The following is a 16,391-nucleotide window of genomic DNA, read 5'->3' as shown; positions in this document are numbered from 1 at the left end:
AAGTACTTGCAGCAAGTCAGCACAAGTTGTTGCGGGTTGGACCGTAGGACGCCCCCCGCACGGGGTCAACCCTCTGGGCACACCCCGGTGGACCCGCGCACGACGAGCTCCGGCTGGAACACGAACTCCGTGCGCTGCACGGGATTTCCGTCGATCTCCTCCAGGAGCGCGCCCACCGCGGCGGTCGCCATCGCCTGCACCGGCTGGCGCACGGTGGTCAGCGGCGGATCGGTGAAGGCGATGAGCTGGGAGTCGTCGAAGCCGACCACGGAGACGTCGCCGGGCACGGTGAGGCCGCGTTCGCGCACGGTCCTGACGGCGCCGAGCGCCATCAGGTCGCTGCCGCACACCATCGCCGTGCACCCGAGGTCGAGGAGGGCACCGGCGGCGGCCTGCCCGCCCTCGACCGTGAACAGCGTGCGCTGCACGAGGCGTTCGGCCTCCGCCCGCGGCAGACCGAGCATGCCGTGCAGGGCCGCGACGAACCCCTCCGCCTTGCGGCGCGAGGGCACGTACCGGGTCGGTCCGACGGCCAGGCCGATCCGCTCGTGACCCAGGTCGACGAGGTGGCGTACGGCCATGCGCACCGCGGAGCGGTCGTCGGGCGAGACGAAGGAGACCGGGATGTCCTCGTTGTATCCGTTGATGAGGACGAACGGCACTTTGCGGTGCGCCAGTTCGCGGTAGCGCGCGGTGTCGGCCGTCATGTCGGCGTGCAGGCCCGACAGGAAGATGATGCCGCTGACACCGCGGTCCTCCAACTGCTCGACGAGCTCGTCCTCGGTGGCACCGCCGGGCATCTGCGTACAGAGCATCGGGGTGTAGCCGTGCCCGGCGAGGACCTGCTCGATGACCTGCGCGAAGGCGGGGAATATCGGGTTGGTCAGCTCGGGGATGACCAGACCGACGAGTCCGGCGCTGCGTCGTTTCAGCCGGGTGGGCCGTTCGTAGCCGAGGACGTCCAGGGCGGCGAGGACCCGGCGTCTCGTGCCGGTCGCGACCCCCGCCCTGCCGTTCAGGACCCGGCTCGCCGTGGCCTCGCTGACGCCGGCCTGCGCCGCGATGTCCAGGAGCCGCGGGGCGCCCCGGTGGGCGTCCCGCGGCGCGGAGGGCAGCGTCACACTGCCCACCAGACGGTGGTGTCGGCGGGCAGGTGCACGACCCCGTCCGCGATCTCCGCCTCCTCGCTGCCGAGCAGGACACGGCCGGGAGCCGGGACACCGACTGTCTCAGCGGTGGTGTTCACGGTGCACACGAAGCCGTCGCGGGCGAAGACGAGCACGCCCTCTGGGGCGTCGCGCCACTCGACGGCGCCGCCCGCGCCGAGCCCCGGCTCCGCGCGGCGCACGGCGAGGGCGCTGCGGTACAGCTCCAGGGTCGAGCCGGGGTCGCCCGTCTGCGCCTGCACGCTCAGCTCGCCCCACCCCACGGGCTGCGGCAGCCAGCTGCCGCCCGAACCGAAGCCGTACGAAGAGCCGTCCTTGGTCCACGGGATGGGCACCCGGCAGCCGTCCCGGAAGCCGTCCTGCCCCTCGGCGCGGATGAACGACGGGTCCTGGCGCACCTCGTCGGGCAGGTCGGTGACGTCGGGCAGGCCGAGCTCCTCACCCTGGTACAGGTACGCGGAGCCGGGCAGCGCCAGCATCAGCAGGGTCGCCGCGCGGGCGCGGCGCAGACCCAGCTCGCGGTCGCCCGCGGTGCGCAGCTGGGTGCCGAGGCCCGGCGGGTTGGCGAGGCGGGTGGCGTGCCGGGTCACGTCGTGGTTCGAGAGCACCCAGGTGGCGGGGGCGCCCACGGGTTCCATCGCGGCCAGCGACGCGTCGATGACCTCGCGCAGTTCGGCCGCTTCCCAAGAGGTGCCCAGGTACTGGAAGTTGAAGGCCTGGTGCATCTCGTCGGGCCGCACGTAATGAGCGGAGCGTTCGACGGTCGGCGTCCACGCCTCGGCGACGAGGATGCGCTCGCCCGCGTACTCCTCCAGCACCGTGCGCCAGCTGCGGTAGATCGCGTGCACGCCGTCCTGGTCGAAGAACGGCATGGTGTCGTTGCCGAGCAGCTTGAGCTGGTCGTGGTGACCGATGTCGGGGAGGCCGGCCTCCTTGACCAGGCCGTGGGCCACGTCGACGCGGAAGCCGTCGACCCCCATGTCGAGCCAGAAGCGCAGGATCGAGCGGAACTCGTCCTGGACGGCGGGGTGTTCCCAGTTGAAGTCGGGCTGTTCGGGCGCGAAGAGGTGGAGGTACCACTCGCCGTCGGGCACCCGAGTCCAGGCGGGGCCGCCGAAGATGGACTCCCAGTCGTTGGGCGGGAGTTCGCCGTCGGCGCCCTTGCCGGGGCGGAAGTGGTAGCGCTCGCGGAGCGGCGATCCCCGACCCTCGTCCAGCGCGCGGCGGAACCAGTCGTGCCGGTCGGAGGAGTGGTTCGGAACCAGGTCCACGATGATGCGCAGGCCCAGCTCGTGGGCGTCGCGGATGACCGCGTCGGCGTCGAGGAGGCTGCCGAACATCGGGTCGATGGCGCGGTAGTCGGCGACGTCGTAACCGGCGTCGGCCTGCGGCGAGGCGTAGAAGGGGCTGAGCCAGACGGCGTCGACGCCGAGGTCCCTGAGGTACGGCAGCCGGCTGCGGATGCCCTCCAGGTCTCCCATGCCGTCGCCGTTGCCGTCGGCGAAGCTGCGCGGATAGACCTGGTAGATCACCGCGTCGCGCCACCAGTCCGTGCGCGTCTCGGTGGTGGGGGCGGCAGGGGCAGCGAGATGCTGGGTCATGTCTTCCCTGGGGATCGAGTGTGGTGGAGCGGCGGGACGCCGTGGAGCGGGACGCCTCGGAACAGGACGCCTCAGGACTTCGTCGCGCCCGCCGTCAGACCGGAGACCAGGTGGCGCTGGGCGAAGCCGAAGATCACCGCGGCGGGCACCGCGACGATCACCGCGGACGCGGTCAGCGAGCCCCAGTCGCTGGTGTACTGGTTGACGAAGGTCTGCAGGCCGCCGGCGAGCGTGAGGTTCTCCTCGCCGGTCATGAAGGCGGACGCGTAGGCGACCTCGGCCCAGCCGGTGATGAAGCTGTAGAACCCGGTGACGGCGAGGCCCGGCTTGGCGAGCGGCACGATGAGCCGCCAGAAGGTGCCGAACGGGTTGAGTCCGTCCACCCGTCCCGCCTCGTCGATCTCGACCGGGATGGTGTCGAAGTACCCCTTCATCATCCAGGCGCAGAACGGCACGGCGATCGTCAGATACGTGACGACGAGCCCGACGGGCTGGTTGAGCAGTCCGAGACTGGCGAGCAGGTTGTACAGCGGCACGATGAGCACCGCGACCGGGAACATCTGGGTGATGAGGAGGAGCCACATCAGGGGCCGCATGCCGGGGAACTTGAAGCGGCTCACCGCGTACCCGGTCGTCGCCGAGATGAAGACGCCGATCACCGTGGTCAGGCCCACCACGAAGAGGGAGTTGAGGAGCCAGTTCGGGAACTCGGTGTCGTTGAGGACGTGGTCGTAGTTGCCGAACGTGAAGTCCTTCACCAGGTCGGTGGAGAACGCTTCGCTCTGCGGCTTGAACGACGTGACCAGGAGCCACAGGGGCGGCAGGACCGCGACGGCACTGGCGAGCAGCAGGGTGACGTGCAGGGCGACCGAGGCGAGCGGGCCGCGCTCCTCCCGCCCTCTGGGCCTGCGCTTCTTCGCCGACGCGGGCTCCGCCGGGGTGGTCTCCTTCGTTTCCACGGTGGTCACCACACCTCTCCTTGCTTGCGGAGCGCGCGGCGGTAGGCCACCGCGATGATCGACAGGAGGGCGAGGATGAGGACGCCCCAGGCCGCGGAGCCCGCGAAGTCGCGTGGGCTGACGACGAACGAGAGCCGGTAGGCGTACGTCACCAGGATCTCGGTGGCGTCTCCCGGGCCTCCCCTGGTGAGCAGGAAGATCACCGGGAACATGTTGAAGGTCCAGATGCCGCTGATCAGGATCACCGTGCTGGCCACGGTGCGCAGCCCCGGCAGGGTGATGTGGCGGAAGCGCTGCCAGGCGTTGGCGCCGTCCATCTCGGCCGCCTCGTACAGCTCGCCCGGTATGGACTGGAGCCCGCCGAGCATGGCGACCAGCATGAACGGCACGCCCAGCCAGACGTTGACGGTGATCACGGAGATCTTCGCCCAGGTCGGGTCGTTGAGCCACGGGACCGCGTCGATGCCGCCGCCCGCGAGAAGCTTGTTCAGCAGGCCCTTCTTCTCGTTGAAGAGCAGGCGCCAGGTGAAGACGGAGACGAAGGCCGGCACGGCCCACGGCAGGATCAGCGCCATCCGGTAGAAGGAGCGCCCCGCCAGCTTGCGGTTGAGCATGGTGGCGAGCGCGAGACCGAGCGCGAAGGACAGCGCGACGCAGGAGACGGTCCACACCACGGTCCAGGTGAGGCGGTCCCAGAAGACGCCGTCGGAGAGGATCGCCCGATAGTTGTCGAGCCCGACGGACTCGTACGTGGCGGGGATGTCATTGACGCCGATGTGCCGCTCGACGTTCGCCTCGTTGGCGTTGGTCGTCGACAGATACATGCCGCGCACCAGCGGGTAGCCGACGATCACGCCGATCACGGTCACCACGGGGGCGACCATGGCCCACGCGTACCAGTGAGTCGCGAACGTCCTGCGCAGCCGCCCCGGTTTCTTGCCGGGCCGGTGGCCGCGGCCGCGGATGCCCTCGGCATCCGCGGCCTTCGCCACCGACCGGCCGGTCTCGACAGCCATGGGTCGGTCAGCCCTCCCTGTTCCTACTTGTAGTCCTTGAGGAGCTTGCGGTAGGCGTCACCGATGCCCTTGGCGCCCTTCTCGGGCGAGGACTTGCCGCTGAGCACCTTCTCCAGTTGCAGACGGATCGGCTCGAAGAGCGCGTTGGCCTCCGGGATCCACGGCCGCTGCACGGACTTGGCGACGGCGGGCTTGAAGAACTGCACCATCTGGTTGTCCTTGACGGACTTCACGTCGTAGACGGAGGTGCGGGTCGGCAGCAGGCTGAGCTGCTCGGTGGTCTGCTGCTGCACTTTGGCGGAGCTCATGTACTTGATGAACTCGTACGACGCGTCGAGGTTGCCGGAGCCGGCGTAGGCGGCGAGGTTCCAGCCGCCTTGCGGGGCGCCCTGGCGCGCGCTGCCCGCCGGGGCGGGTGCGACACCGAGGTTGCCCTTGTCGGACTTGAACTCCTTGCCCTGCAAAGCTCCTTGGATGGACCACGGGCCGTCGAGCGCCATGGCGACGTCGCCGTCCTTGAAGGCGTTGAGCTGGTTGTTGTAGCCGTCGCTCGCGTCGGTGACCGCCGCCTTGGAGTCGACGAGGTCCTTCATCACCGAGAAGGCCTCGGCGCCCTCGGGCTCGTCGACCGTGACCTTCTTGTTCTTGGTGTCCAGGAGGTCGCCGCCCTCTCCGTAGAGGTACGGGAGGTAGTAGTACGGGTCGTCGCCGCGCAGGTAGAGGCCGGTCTTGCCGGACTTCGACCTGATCTTCTTCGCGGCGGACTTGACCTCGTCGAAGGAGGTCGGCACCTCGACGCCGGCGTCCTTGAGCATCTTCTTGTTGTAGAAGAGCGCCAGGGTGTCGATGGTCTGCGGGGCGGCGTACGTCTTGCCCTTGAACTTCGTGCTCGCGGCGGCCTGCGGGAGGTAGTCGTCCGCCTTGTCGAGCGCGACGGTGCCGTCGAGCGGGGCGAGGTAGCCGAGCGAGGCGAAGTCCTGGGTCCAGGCGACCTCGGTGCGCATCACGTCGGGTGCGCCGGAGTTGCCGCCCGCGGCGTTCTTGAACTTGGCGTTGGCCTCGCCGAACGGGACGTTCACATAGTCGACCTCGACGTCCGGGTGCAGCTTCTCGAAGCCCTTGGCGATCTTTTCGTACGCGCCCTTCTCGGCGTCGTTCGAGGTGTCCCAGAAGGTGACGGTGCCGGAGAGCTTCCCGCCCTTGCTGCCGCCGCTGCCCTCGTCGTCGCCCCCGCACGCTGCCGCTGTCAGGGCCAGGGCCGCGATCAGCCCGGTGGCCGCAATGCCACGCCGCATGTGAACTCCTTCAACTGATCCCGGAATCAAGGGAGACGAAGAGGTGCCTCCTGCTGGCCGCTCTGGACGGCGGCGCCGGGTTGCCAGGAACGTAACAGCGTTGGAATCTTGCCGAAAGACCTTGCGGAAAATTTCTGCAAGGGCCAGCGATCGTTACATCTGCGTGTCCTTACCGTGGCCCGACTCGCGCTTGACAGGGCCGCTGAGCGGCTGACATCGGCGCTTGAGTGGAGAGCGCGGGGACATCGGAGGCGATGAAGGCGACTGCAAGGCTCTTGCAAGACAGCTCTTTCCGCAAGCTTCCACAAGAACTGACAGACAGTGGGCAATCACCTCGATGACAGGTACAGTCCAGTGCCATGACCGCACGGCTTGTCGACATCGCAGCCCACGCGGGGGTCAGTGAAGCCACCGTGAGCCGCGTCCTCAACGGCAAGCCCGGGGTGGCCGTCGGCACCCGCGAGGCGGTGCTCGCCGCCCTCGACGTGCTCGGGTACGAACGCCCGGTACGGCTGCGCCGGCGCAGCGCGGGGCTCATCGGCCTCATCACGCCCGAGCTGGACAACCCGATCTTCCCCGCGTTCGCGCAGGTCATCGCGCAGGCTCTGACCCGCCAGGGGTACACGCCGGTCCTCGCGACGCAGACTCCCGGCGGCTCCACCGAGGACGAGCTCACCGAGATGCTCGTCGATCGCGGTGTCAGCGGCATCATCTTCGTCTCGGGCCTGCACGCCGACACCACCGCCGACACGGAGCGGTACGAGGTGCTGCGTGCCCAGGGTGTTCCCTATGTCCTCGTCAACGGCTTCTCGCCGGACGTGGCGGCCCCCTTCGTCTCCACCGACGACCGCGCCGCCGTGCGCCTCGCCGTCACGCACCTGACGTCGCTCGGCCACACGCGCATCGGCCTCGCGGTGGGTCCCAAGCGGTTCGTCCCTGTCGTGCGCAAGATCGAGGGCTTCCGGCTCGGCCTGCTGGAGCGCCTGGGCCTGGACGACGAGGCGTCGGAGGAGCTGATCCAGCACTCCCTCTACACCCTGGAGGGCGGCCAGGCCGCGGCCACCACCCTCATCAACCGCGGCTGCACCGCCATCGTGTGCGCCAGCGACATGATGGCTCTCGGTGCGATCCGCGCCGCCCGCGACCTGGGCCTGAGCGTGCCGCGGGACGTCTCGGTCGTCGGCTTCGACGACTCGCCGCTCATCGCGTTCACCGACCCGCCGCTGACCACGATCCGCCAGCCCGTACAGGCCATGGGCCAGGCGGCGGTCCGCGCGCTGCTCGAGGAGATCGGCGGGACGCCCGCGCCGCACGGCGAGTTCGTCTTCATGCCGGAACTGGTGGTGCGGGGCTCCACGGGGTCCGGACGCAAGGAGTAGGCCGCGTGCGCGCGGCACGCGGCCCGGCCTCGGCGGTGCCGCTACGCGCCGGAGATCTCGTCGAGCCGCAACGTATCCATGCGGTCCCAGCCGCGCGCCGCGATCCGGTCACGCAGGTCCAGTCCCGGGGTGGCGCGCACCACCAGGCACTGCGGGGGCTGGAGATGGACGGCGAAGGCGACCAGGGTCTCCAGGCCGCTGTTGGCCAGGTAGTGGACGCCGGTGAGGTCGATGAGGATCTCGTCCGCCTGCGTACGGCCCCGGCCGTTGCTCTGGGTCTGGTCGGTCAGCGCGAGAGCCAGCGGCCCGCGATGTGTGCTCACGACCTCGCCGGAAAGCCGCACGCCGGGGCTGTGGGCGGTGGGCATGATGAGCAGGAGGTCGTCCGCGAAGTAGTCGCGCATGGCAGGTCCAATGCCTTGGTGCGCCGGTTCGAAGGACAGGCGGCGGCGGACGCGGAGTCCGGATCCGCCGCGCGGCCCTTCGTGCGGTGCTACGGGACGGAAGCAGAGTTCCACTGAAAGCAGCCGCTGGCGTGGGGGCCCACTCCGGGCCCGAGAGGTCGCCGGAAGGTCATCGCAGCGCTAACGGCAACAACAGATCACGGGCTGTTACTCAGCGTACCCTCTCAACTCCGCTACCGATAGGGACCCTTCCGGGCGAGCGCCGCTTCGCGGCAACTCGGTGCAAACGGACCACAGGAGGCCGCGGTCGAAGGGTCGGTCCCCAGAACGGCGCGCCTCGCCGCAGCGGCCAGCACGCGTCGGTCGGTGCCCCACAGCGCAGTGCTCGCCGTGACCCGTACGCTCAGGCCGCGGGCGCCCGCCACCCTGCGCAGCGACGCGGTGAAGTCCTCCTCGCCGAGGAAGGCGGCGGCCGTGCTCGGCCCACCGCCCTGGCGGTACTCGACCGTCACCGGACGGACGGGCGCGCCCGCGTCGACCGCCGCCTGGAAGGCCGCCCGCCGGAACCGGCCACCCGTCACCGAGCACCACGTCGTCGCCTGGGGAAAGACGAGCACCGACGTGCCGGCGCGCAGGGCGTCGGCCAACTCCGCGACGAGGCAGGGCAGTCCGCGCGGGCTGCCGTCCCGGTCGATGAACCGCGTGCCCGCACGCCGGGCCAGCGCGCCGACCACCGGCCACCGGCCGACCTCGCGCTTGGCGAGGACGCTCACCGGCTCGACGGCGAGCAGGGCGACGACGTCGAGCCAGGAGATGTGGTTGGCGACGACGAGGGTGCCCACCCCGTCCGCCCGCACACTGAACGGCACACGCTCAGCACTCGGCGACCCCTCCACGCGCTCCACGCCCACCCCGAGCGCGCCGAGTACCGCGCGCGCCTCGGTCCGGAGGACCTCGGGTTCGGCGAGCCGGTCGCCGCGGGCCACGGCCCGTGTCAGGGCGTACGTCAACGTGGCGTACCGGCGCGCTAGTTCACCGAGCGGCACGCGCGGGTCCGGTTCGGTGGCACAGGACGCCGGACAGCCGCGGTCGACCGTCCACGCGCTCATCACGCGTCCTCGCCGAGGAAGTAGCGGCGGTGGCGTGCGCTGAGGCGTTCCGTGTCGAGGAGGACGAAGAAGTCCGCGACGTCGAACTCCGGGTCGTGGGCGGGGGCCCCGCACACCCACGCGCCGAGCCGGAGGTAGCCGCGCAGCAGGGGCGGCAGGTCGGCGTAGGTCGGGCGTTCCGGTGCCGGGCCGCCGGGGGTCCAGGGGCGCCGGGGGTGGACGCGCAGCTCGGGCGGTGCCGCGTGCTTGGCCGTGCCGAGCAGCCAGGCGGCGGTCGCGGCGCGCCCGCCGTCCGCGAGCGGGACGGAGGCGCAGCCTGCCAGGTAGCGGTGGCCGGAGAGCAGGACGTAGCGGGCGAGCGCGGACCACATCAGGTTGATCACGGCGCCGGAGCGGTGGTCGGGGTGGACGCAGGACCGGCCTGCCTCGACGGTGGACGACCGCAGCGCGTTGAGGGCGACGAGCTCGAACTCGCCGTCCGAGTAGGAGTGCTCGGCCCGTCCCGGCGGGATCATCCGGTACGTGCCGACGACGTCGCCGGTCGAGGTGTCGGTGACTATCAGGTGGTCGGCGAGGTCGTCGAACGTGTCGATGTCGTGGCCGGGCAGGGGCGTGTCGAGGGCGGCGCCGAGCTCTTCGGCGAAGACGCGGTGGCGCAGCCGCTGGGCCGCCCTGATCTGTTCGGTGGTGTCCGCGATGGAGGTGACGTACGAAGTGGTGGGGGTCGCGACGAGCGGCGTCGAGGGCATGACGGTTCCGTTTCTCGGTTCGGTGGGGACGACGACGGAGACGGGGAGTCGACGGTCGGTGCCGCTGCGGCTCCGCGCCGGCACCTCATCAGCACGGTGACGGCGCCGCCTGAACTGCGTGCTGCATGCGTGCGTCGGCCCGTCGTCGGGCTCGCGTCCGAATCGCACCGCAGGCCGGGGCGCCGGGCGACGGCGACGGGACGTACCGTCGCCGTCGTGCGTCCGCTCAGAAACCCGTGGCGGATCCCGCCCCTGCCCCCGTGCCGCCCGCGCCCATGACCTGCGTGCCGTCCAGGCGGCGCGTGCGGTAGCTGTCCGCGTCGAGGGTGACGACCTCCGCGTGGTGGGCCAGCCGGTCCACCGTCGCGGACGCCGTCGCGCTGTCGCCGAACGCCTCGTCCCAGCGGCCGAGCGGCCGGTTGCCGGTGACGATCAGCGAGCCCCGCTCGTAGCGGTGCGAGACGAGCTGGAAGAGGAGGTGGGCGACGTCGGTCTCGAAGGGCACGTAGCCGACCTCGTCCATGACGAGCACCGGGTACGCGTCGAGGCCGGCCAGTTCCTCGCGCAGCCGTCCCGCGGCCTTCGCGTCGGCGAGCCGGGCGCCCCACTCGGCGGCGGTCGCGAACAGCACCCGGTGGCCGGCCTGGCAGGCGCGTACGCCGAGGGCGACCGCCAGGTGCGTCTTGCCGGTGCCGGGCCCGCCGAGCAGCACCACGTTCGCCTTGCGGGTGACGAAGTCGACCTTGCCGAGGCGGGTGATCACCTGTGGTTCGGGCGACCGCAGATGCCCCTCGTCGAACATCTCAAGGACCTTCCTCGACGGGAACCCGGCGGCCTCGATGCGCTCCTCCGCGCCGGTCGAGAGCTCGGCCGCCGCACCGCCGTCACCGCCTCCACCGTCGGCCCCGCCGTCCCGCTGCGCGGGGATGACGGCGGCCCGCCCGGCGTCCTTCACGGCACGCGCCCTGGCCTCGTGGGCCGCCATGGGCCCGGACATGTAGGCGAGGATCGCCGCGGAGGCGATGAACGCCATGTGGATGACCGTTCCCCACAGCAGGTCGTGCCGGGGTGTGTGGTGCACGTCGACGAACATCTGGAGCAGATGCACCGACGAGATGCCCACGATGGCGGTGGCGAGCTTGACCTTCAGGACGTTGGAATTGACGTGCGAGAGCCACTCGGGCTGGTCCCGGTGGCCCTGGAGTCCGATGCGCGAGACGAACGTCTCGTACCCTCCGACGATCACCATGATGAGCAGATTGGCGATCATCACCACATCGACGAGCTTGAGGACGGCGAGCATGACGTGCGTCTCGTCGGCATGCCCGCTGATGACGTGATGGATGAGGTGCCACAACTCGTTGAAGAACTTGTAGACGTACACCCCCTGCGCGGCCACCAGGCCGAAGTACAGGGGTGCTTGGAGCCACCGGGTCGCGAAGAGAGCACACCCCAGCGTGGTCATCTTCGGCGGGGACGAGGTGGAGCGGGACACGAGACCTCCAACGGCCGTGAGGTTGGTCATTCTTGTGGTCCGCCGCCGACAATCTGAATTCGAGCCACCCGTTGGGATTAATAGAAATCCAGTCGGACAGGAACGTCGCATGCCGCCTCCCCCTCGCCTGCCCCTCGCCGGTGTCACCGTCGTCAGTCTCGAACAGGCCGTCGCCGCGCCCTTCGCCACCCGGCAGCTCGCCGATCTGGGCGCCAGGGTCATCAAGGTCGAGCGGCCCGGCGGCGGCGACTTCGCACGGCGGTACGACACCACCGTGCGGGGGCAGGCCAGCTACTTCGTCTGGCTCAACCGGTCCAAGGAGTCGATCACCCTCGACCTGAAGTCGGAACCGGGCCTGGCGATCCTCGCGGAGCTCGTCGCGGGCGCCGACGTGTTCGTGCAGAACCTCGCGCCGGGCGCGGCCGAGCGGCTCGGGTTCGGCGCGGCGGAGCTGCGGGAGCGCCACCCGTCCCTGATCACGTGCACCGTCAGCGGTTACGGCACGGACGGGCCGTGGGCCGACCGCAAGGCGTACGACCTGCTCCTGCAGTGCCAGACCGGGCTGCTCCAGCTCACCGGCACCCCGGACGAGGCGGCGCGCGCGGGGATCTCCGTCGCGGACATCGCCGGGGGGATGTACGCGTACAGCGGCATCCTGTCGGCGCTGTACACACGGGCGACGACGGGGCGTGCCCCGGCCGTCGAGGTGTCCCTCTTCGACGCGCTCGCCGAGTGGATGGGGCAGCCCGCCTACTACACGCGGTACGGCGGCACCCAGCCGCCCCGGGTCGGCGCCCGGCACGCGACGGTCGCGCCGTACGGCCCGTTCACGGCCGCCGACGGCAAGGACGTCCTCCTCTCGGTGCAGAACGAGCGCGAATGGGTCGCCCTGTGCCGCGAGTTCCTCGGGCGGCCCGAGCTGGCCGACGACCCTCGCTTCGTCACCGGTTCCGACCGCGTGGAGCACCGCGACGCACTCGACGCGATCATCTCCGAGCGGTTCGCGGAGCTCGGCAGCGACGCGGCGATGGAGCTGCTCGACCGTACGGGCATCGCCAACGCCGGGGTCAACTCGGTGCACGAGTTCCTGGCCCATCCGGTGCTCACCGAGCGCGGACGCTGGCAGGACATCCGCGTGCCGGGCACGTCCGAGCCCGTACAGGCCCTGCTGCCCCCGGCCATCCTCTCCGGGGTCGCCCCGCGCATGGACCCGGTGCCGGAGGCGGGCGAGCACACCGCCGCGATCCTCGCCGAGCTGGGCCACGGCCCGGACGACGTCGCGCGGCTGCGCGCGGAAGGGGTCTGCCGGTAGGCGCTCATCGAGGGCATGAAGGAACCGGGCGGCTTCGGCCTCGCGCCGAGCCGCTCTTCCGGGCGTTCAGTAGGAGCCCGCGTGCGCCGGCGGCACCGAGACCGACATGGTCATCTCGACCGGTTCGGCGCCCTTGTTGTGGTAGCCGTGCGGCGCGTTGGCCTCGAAGGTGGCGCCGGTCCCGGCGGGGACGGTGTGCTCCGTGCCGTCCACGACGAGCGTCAGTTCGCCGCGCGTGACGTGCAGCAGCTCGATGGTGCCCGGCGGGTGGGCGTCGGAGTCGCTGCCCTCGCCCGGCATCAGGCGCCACGACCACAGCTCGAACGGCCCGCGCGCCTCGGCCCCCACGACGAGCGTCGTGCTGCTGCCGGCCTCCGTGGACCACATGCGGACCGCCTGCTCCGGGGGCACGAGCCGGACATGTGAGCCCTGTTCGTAGTCGAGGAGGGTGGTGATGCTGACGCCCAGCGCGTCCGCGAGCTTCACCGTGATGCCCACGCTCGGGTTGGTCCTGGCCTGCTCGATCTGGATGATCATGCCGCGGCTCACGCCCGCGCGGGCGGCGAGCGCGTCGAGCGTGAAGCCCCGCTCGTTGCGCCAGCGCTTGAGGTTACGGGCGAGCGACTGGGTCAGCTGGTCGAGGTCCGACACATTCCGTCCAATATTTTGTATGACAGGGTTCAGGATACTGAACTACGGTGTGGTGCACCCGAAGCTCCCGGATGGTTCAACACACTGTACTGCGAGGCTCCCTGATGACCGCACTGTTCGCCCTGGCCACCAGTCTGCTGTGGGGCCTCGCCGACTTCGGCGGTGGAATGCTGACGCGGCGCGTCCCCGCCCTCACCGTGGTGGTCGTCTCGCAGACCATCGCGGTGGCGGTGCTCGGAGCCGTGGTGATCGCGACCGGCGGGTGGACCGAGTGGGGGCCGCGGCTGTGGTTCGCGGTGGCCGCCGGCCTCGTCGGGCCCGTCGCCATGCTCGCCTTCTACAAGGCCCTGGCCCTCGGCCCGATGGGCGTCGTCTCGCCGCTCGGGTCGCTCGGCGTCGCCGTACCCGTCGGTGTCGGTCTCGTGCTGGGCGAACGGCCGGGCCTCGCCCAGTTCGCGGGCATCGCCGTCGCGGTCTCGGGCATCGTGCTCGCGGGCGGGCCCGAAGTGCGGGGCGCTCCCGTGCAGCGGCGGGCCGTCCTGCTCACCCTCCTCGCCGCGTTCGGGTTCGGCGGCGTGATGGCGCTGATCGCCGAGGCGTCGAGCAGCCTGACCGGGCTGTTCCTCGCGCTGTTCGTGCAGCGGGTGACGAACGTGGCGGCGGGCGGCGCGGCGCTGTTCGTCTCCGTGCGGCGGGGCGGGAGGGCGCTTCCCGAGGCCCCAGACGCGGAAGGACCCGCGACCGAGGGTTCCGAGGACTCCGAAGGTGTCACGGGTTCCGGGGGCAAGCGGTACGGCATGGGCGTCGTGCGGGCGGCACTCCCCGCTCTCGCCTTCGTCGGCCTCGCGGACGTCGCCGCCAACGGCACGTACTCGATGGCCGCGCAGAGCGGCCCCGTCACCGTCGCCGCGGTCCTCTCCTCCGTCTACCCGGTGGTGACGGCGCTGGCGGCGCGTGCGGTCCTGAAGGAACGTCTGCGCGGGGTGCAGGCGGCGGGCGCGGGGCTCGCCCTGGTCGGCACGGTCCTGCTGGCGAGCTGAGGCAGAGGCGGCTGTCCGGCGCTCCGCCTCAGACCTCGTCCAGCTTCCCCAACTCCCCCAACTCGCCCAACCGCCCCATCTCCCCCAGTTCGCCGAGCGCGACGAGCTGTTCCGGTGTGACGCCGTCAGGAATCGGCACCGGCGCGGGCGTCCGCAGCGGCGGCTGCCATCCCTGCTCGGCGTCCCAGGTGCGGACGACCCTCGCGGGCGCCCCCGCCACCACGGCGTGGTCGGGCACCTCCCCCCGGACCACCGCCCCCGCGGCGACCACCACGTTCCGCCCGATCCGCGCCCCCGGCAGGATCACCGCACCGGTGCCCACCCAGCACCCGGGCCCGATCTCCACCGGGTCCATCCGCGGCCACTGCTTGCCGATGGGCGTGTGCGGGTCGTCGTAGGAGTGGTTGGTGGAGGTCACGTACACGTAGGGACCGAAGTAGCAGTCGTCGCCGATGGATACCGTCGTGTCCGCGATGACGTGACTGCCCCGGCCGAGCACGACGCCGTTGCCGATGCGGAGGATCGGGTCGGGTCCGAGGTCGAGGTCGGGCATCATGCCCGCGGTGAGCGTGACGTGCTGGCCGACGATGCAGTGGTCGCCGATCCTGATCCACGGCTCCCCGAAGACCGTGCCCTGCGGGAACGCGAGCTTCGTGCCCTCGCCGAGCGCACCGAACCGCAGCCGCCCCGGATGCGCGGCGGTCACCGCGCCCGTGCGCTGCACCCAGCCCCAGCCCGCGTGGACGGCGCGCTGCGCGATCCTGCGGGGCGCGGCGGCAAGAGATGAGAACGTGTTCCTGTTCTTCGGCACGCGCTCACGTTACTCAGTGCCTCCACCCCCCGCAGGCCCCCGGCCTGTGATCTTCACCCCACGCGGCCGCACCCGCTCCCCCGTCCCGTACCGTGCCGTCAGGCGCGACGGCACACAGACGTACGGAAAAAGGGAGCGGACCGATGGGCCACGAGGCACTCATCACCGGCATCGGCGGCAAGGACCCGAAGATCGATCAGGACGCGTTCACCGCGCCGACGTCCGTCGTCATCGGTGAGGTGACCCTCCAGGCCGGGGCGAGCACCTGGTACGGCGCGGTGCTGCGCGCCGACTGCGGGCCCATCGTCGTGGGTGCCGACAGCAACATCCAGGACAACTGCAGCCTCCACGTCGACCCCGGCTTCCCCATCACGATCGGGGAGCGCGTCTCGGTCGGCCACAACGCCGTCCTGCACGGCTGCACCGTCGAGGACGACGCGTTGATCGGCATGGGCGCCACCGTCCTGAACGGCGCGGTGATCGGCGCGGGTTCGCTGGTGGCCGCCCAGGCCCTGGTGCCGCAGGGCATGCGGGTGCCCCCGGGCTCACTCGTCGCGGGCGTGCCCGCCAAGGTGCGCAGGCCGCTCACCGACGAGGAGCGCGAGGGCATCTCGCTCAACGGCACGTTGTACGTGGAACTGGCCAAGGCCCACCGCGACGCGCACGCGGCGGGCTGACCGGAGACGGAGCTCTCAGTCGGCGGCGGTGACGGGCTGCGGCTCGGCCACCGGGACCCCCGTCACCGGGGTCCCTGCCGCGGCCGCTTCCGCCTCGGCCTCCGCAGCGGCCTTCTTCGCACGGCGCTTGACGAACAGCATCGAGCCGACGCCGATGAGGACGGCGATGCCGAGTCCCACGTACGAGAACCGCTTCAGCCAGTCCTCGGCGACCACGCCGATGTAGTAGATGACGGCGGTGGTGCCGCCCGCCCAGACGATGCCGCCGAGGACGTTGGCGATCAGGAACTTCCAGTACGGCATGCGCAGGACACCCGCGAGCGGGCCCGCGAAGATGCGCAGGAGGGCGATGAAACGGCCGAAGAAGACGGCCCACATGCCCCACTTCTGGAACGACCGCTCGGCGGTCGCCACGTTCGCGGCGCCGAAGTGCTTGGGGAACTTGCGTTCCAGCCAGGCGAGGAGCGGCCGTCCGCCCTTGCGTCCGATGGCGTACCCGATGGAGTCGCCGACGATGGCACCCGCGGTGGCGCACGCCCCGAGGATCACCGGGTTGATGTCACCGTGCTGGGAGGAGAGGAGCGCCGCCGAGACGAGGACGATCTCGCCGGGCAGCGGGATGCCCAGACTCTCGAGGCCGATGACGAGACCCACCAGCGCGTAGATGCTGACGGCTGGTACCTGCTCCAGCCACTCCTGGACGTGCAACGCCGGTTCCTCCCGTGTC

General features: G+C 70.9%; 16 protein-coding genes. 4 read left to right on the top strand and 12 right to left on the bottom strand.

Annotation, left to right across the window (positions count from 1 at the left end; all coding sequences use genetic code 11):
• Nucleotides 1–65: 65 nt before the first annotated feature.
• The 5 genes from DEJ48_RS33770 to DEJ48_RS33750 all read right to left on the bottom strand — a co-directional run bounded on the left by DEJ48_RS33770 (nt 66) and on the right by DEJ48_RS33750 (nt 6,037).
• A complete protein-coding gene (locus tag DEJ48_RS33770; protein WP_150221551.1) occupies nt 66–1,121 on the bottom strand; it encodes a LacI family DNA-binding transcriptional regulator in 1,056 nt (351 codons plus the stop codon).
• Entirely contained in the window at nt 1,118–2,767 is a 1,650-nt protein-coding gene (locus tag DEJ48_RS33765) for a glycoside hydrolase family 13 protein (protein ID WP_150219931.1), read from the bottom strand. Before DEJ48_RS33765 ends, DEJ48_RS33770 begins: the two co-directional genes overlap by 4 nt.
• Nucleotides 2,768–2,838: 71 nt before the next feature.
• Entirely contained in the window at nt 2,839–3,735 is an 897-nt protein-coding gene (locus DEJ48_RS33760) for a sugar ABC transporter permease (protein WP_411757507.1), read from the bottom strand.
• A complete protein-coding gene (locus DEJ48_RS33755; RefSeq protein WP_150219930.1) occupies nt 3,732–4,742 on the bottom strand; it encodes a carbohydrate ABC transporter permease in 1,011 nt (336 codons plus the stop codon). Before DEJ48_RS33755 ends, DEJ48_RS33760 begins: the two co-directional genes overlap by 4 nt.
• Before the next feature lie 23 nt (nt 4,743–4,765).
• Complete coding sequence (locus DEJ48_RS33750) at nt 4,766–6,037, bottom strand: extracellular solute-binding protein (RefSeq protein ID WP_150219929.1); 1,272 nt, start codon at nt 6,035–6,037, stop codon at nt 4,766–4,768.
• Between the two features lie 359 nt (nt 6,038–6,396).
• Between DEJ48_RS33750 and DEJ48_RS33745 the strand changes: the two genes are divergently transcribed.
• On the top strand, nt 6,397–7,416 hold the full coding sequence (locus DEJ48_RS33745) for a LacI family DNA-binding transcriptional regulator (RefSeq protein ID WP_150219928.1): 1,020 nt from the start codon (nt 6,397–6,399) through the stop codon (nt 7,414–7,416).
• 41 nt (nt 7,417–7,457) lie between these two features.
• Here DEJ48_RS33745 and DEJ48_RS33740 read toward each other — a convergent pair whose 3' ends face one another.
• The 4 genes from DEJ48_RS33740 to istB all read right to left on the bottom strand — a co-directional run bounded on the left by DEJ48_RS33740 (nt 7,458) and on the right by istB (nt 11,143).
• The gene (locus DEJ48_RS33740) at nt 7,458–7,820 is read right to left on the bottom strand and encodes a hypothetical protein (protein ID WP_150219927.1); all 363 of its coding nucleotides are present in this window, start codon (nt 7,818–7,820) and stop codon (nt 7,458–7,460) included.
• A 233-nt stretch (nt 7,821–8,053) separates the two neighbouring features.
• Nucleotides 8,054–8,929, bottom strand: coding sequence for a lysophospholipid acyltransferase family protein (locus tag DEJ48_RS33735; RefSeq protein ID WP_150219926.1), 876 nt, complete (start codon nt 8,927–8,929; stop codon nt 8,054–8,056).
• Nucleotides 8,929–9,678 carry a GNAT family N-acetyltransferase gene (locus tag DEJ48_RS33730; protein WP_150219925.1) on the bottom strand — a complete coding sequence of 250 codons (750 nt, stop codon included), beginning with the start codon at nt 9,676–9,678 and terminating at the stop codon, nt 8,929–8,931. The genes DEJ48_RS33735 and DEJ48_RS33730 overlap by 1 nt, the downstream gene beginning before the upstream one ends.
• Nucleotides 9,679–9,904: 226 nt before the next feature.
• Complete coding sequence (gene istB, locus DEJ48_RS33725) at nt 9,905–11,143, bottom strand: IS21-like element helper ATPase IstB (RefSeq protein ID WP_223832543.1); 1,239 nt, start codon at nt 11,141–11,143, stop codon at nt 9,905–9,907.
• Between the two features lie 139 nt (nt 11,144–11,282).
• Here istB and DEJ48_RS33720 point away from each other — a divergent pair, with 139 nt between their 5' ends.
• The gene (locus DEJ48_RS33720; RefSeq protein ID WP_150219924.1) at nt 11,283–12,485 is read left to right on the top strand and encodes a CaiB/BaiF CoA transferase family protein; all 1,203 of its coding nucleotides are present in this window, start codon (nt 11,283–11,285) and stop codon (nt 12,483–12,485) included.
• Nucleotides 12,486–12,551: 66 nt separating this feature from the next.
• On the opposite strand, the gene DEJ48_RS33715 is transcribed toward DEJ48_RS33720, so the two are convergent.
• A complete protein-coding gene (locus tag DEJ48_RS33715; RefSeq protein WP_150219923.1) occupies nt 12,552–13,136 on the bottom strand; it encodes a helix-turn-helix domain-containing protein in 585 nt (194 codons plus the stop codon).
• Between the two features lie 104 nt (nt 13,137–13,240).
• Here DEJ48_RS33715 and DEJ48_RS33710 point away from each other — a divergent pair, with 104 nt between their 5' ends.
• On the top strand, nt 13,241–14,176 hold the full coding sequence (locus tag DEJ48_RS33710; RefSeq protein ID WP_150219922.1) for a DMT family transporter: 936 nt from the start codon (nt 13,241–13,243) through the stop codon (nt 14,174–14,176).
• A gap of 28 nt (nt 14,177–14,204) precedes the next feature.
• On the opposite strand, the gene DEJ48_RS33705 is transcribed toward DEJ48_RS33710, so the two are convergent.
• On the bottom strand, nt 14,205–14,987 hold the full coding sequence (locus tag DEJ48_RS33705; RefSeq protein ID WP_150219921.1) for an acyltransferase: 783 nt from the start codon (nt 14,985–14,987) through the stop codon (nt 14,205–14,207).
• 143 nt (nt 14,988–15,130) lie between these two features.
• Here DEJ48_RS33705 and DEJ48_RS33700 point away from each other — a divergent pair, with 143 nt between their 5' ends.
• Nucleotides 15,131–15,664, top strand: coding sequence for a gamma carbonic anhydrase family protein (locus DEJ48_RS33700; RefSeq protein ID WP_150219920.1), 534 nt, complete (start codon nt 15,131–15,133; stop codon nt 15,662–15,664).
• Nucleotides 15,665–15,679: 15 nt separating this feature from the next.
• On the opposite strand, the gene DEJ48_RS33695 is transcribed toward DEJ48_RS33700, so the two are convergent.
• The gene (locus tag DEJ48_RS33695) at nt 15,680–16,372 is read right to left on the bottom strand and encodes a DedA family protein (protein WP_190537756.1); all 693 of its coding nucleotides are present in this window, start codon (nt 16,370–16,372) and stop codon (nt 15,680–15,682) included.
• Nucleotides 16,373–16,391 lie beyond the last annotated feature (19 nt).

Source organism: Streptomyces venezuelae (genome assembly GCF_008642315.1).
GTDB classification, from domain to species: domain Bacteria; phylum Actinomycetota; class Actinomycetes; order Streptomycetales; family Streptomycetaceae; genus Streptomyces; species Streptomyces venezuelae_D.
This window is presented reverse-complemented; position numbering and strand designations above follow the sequence as displayed.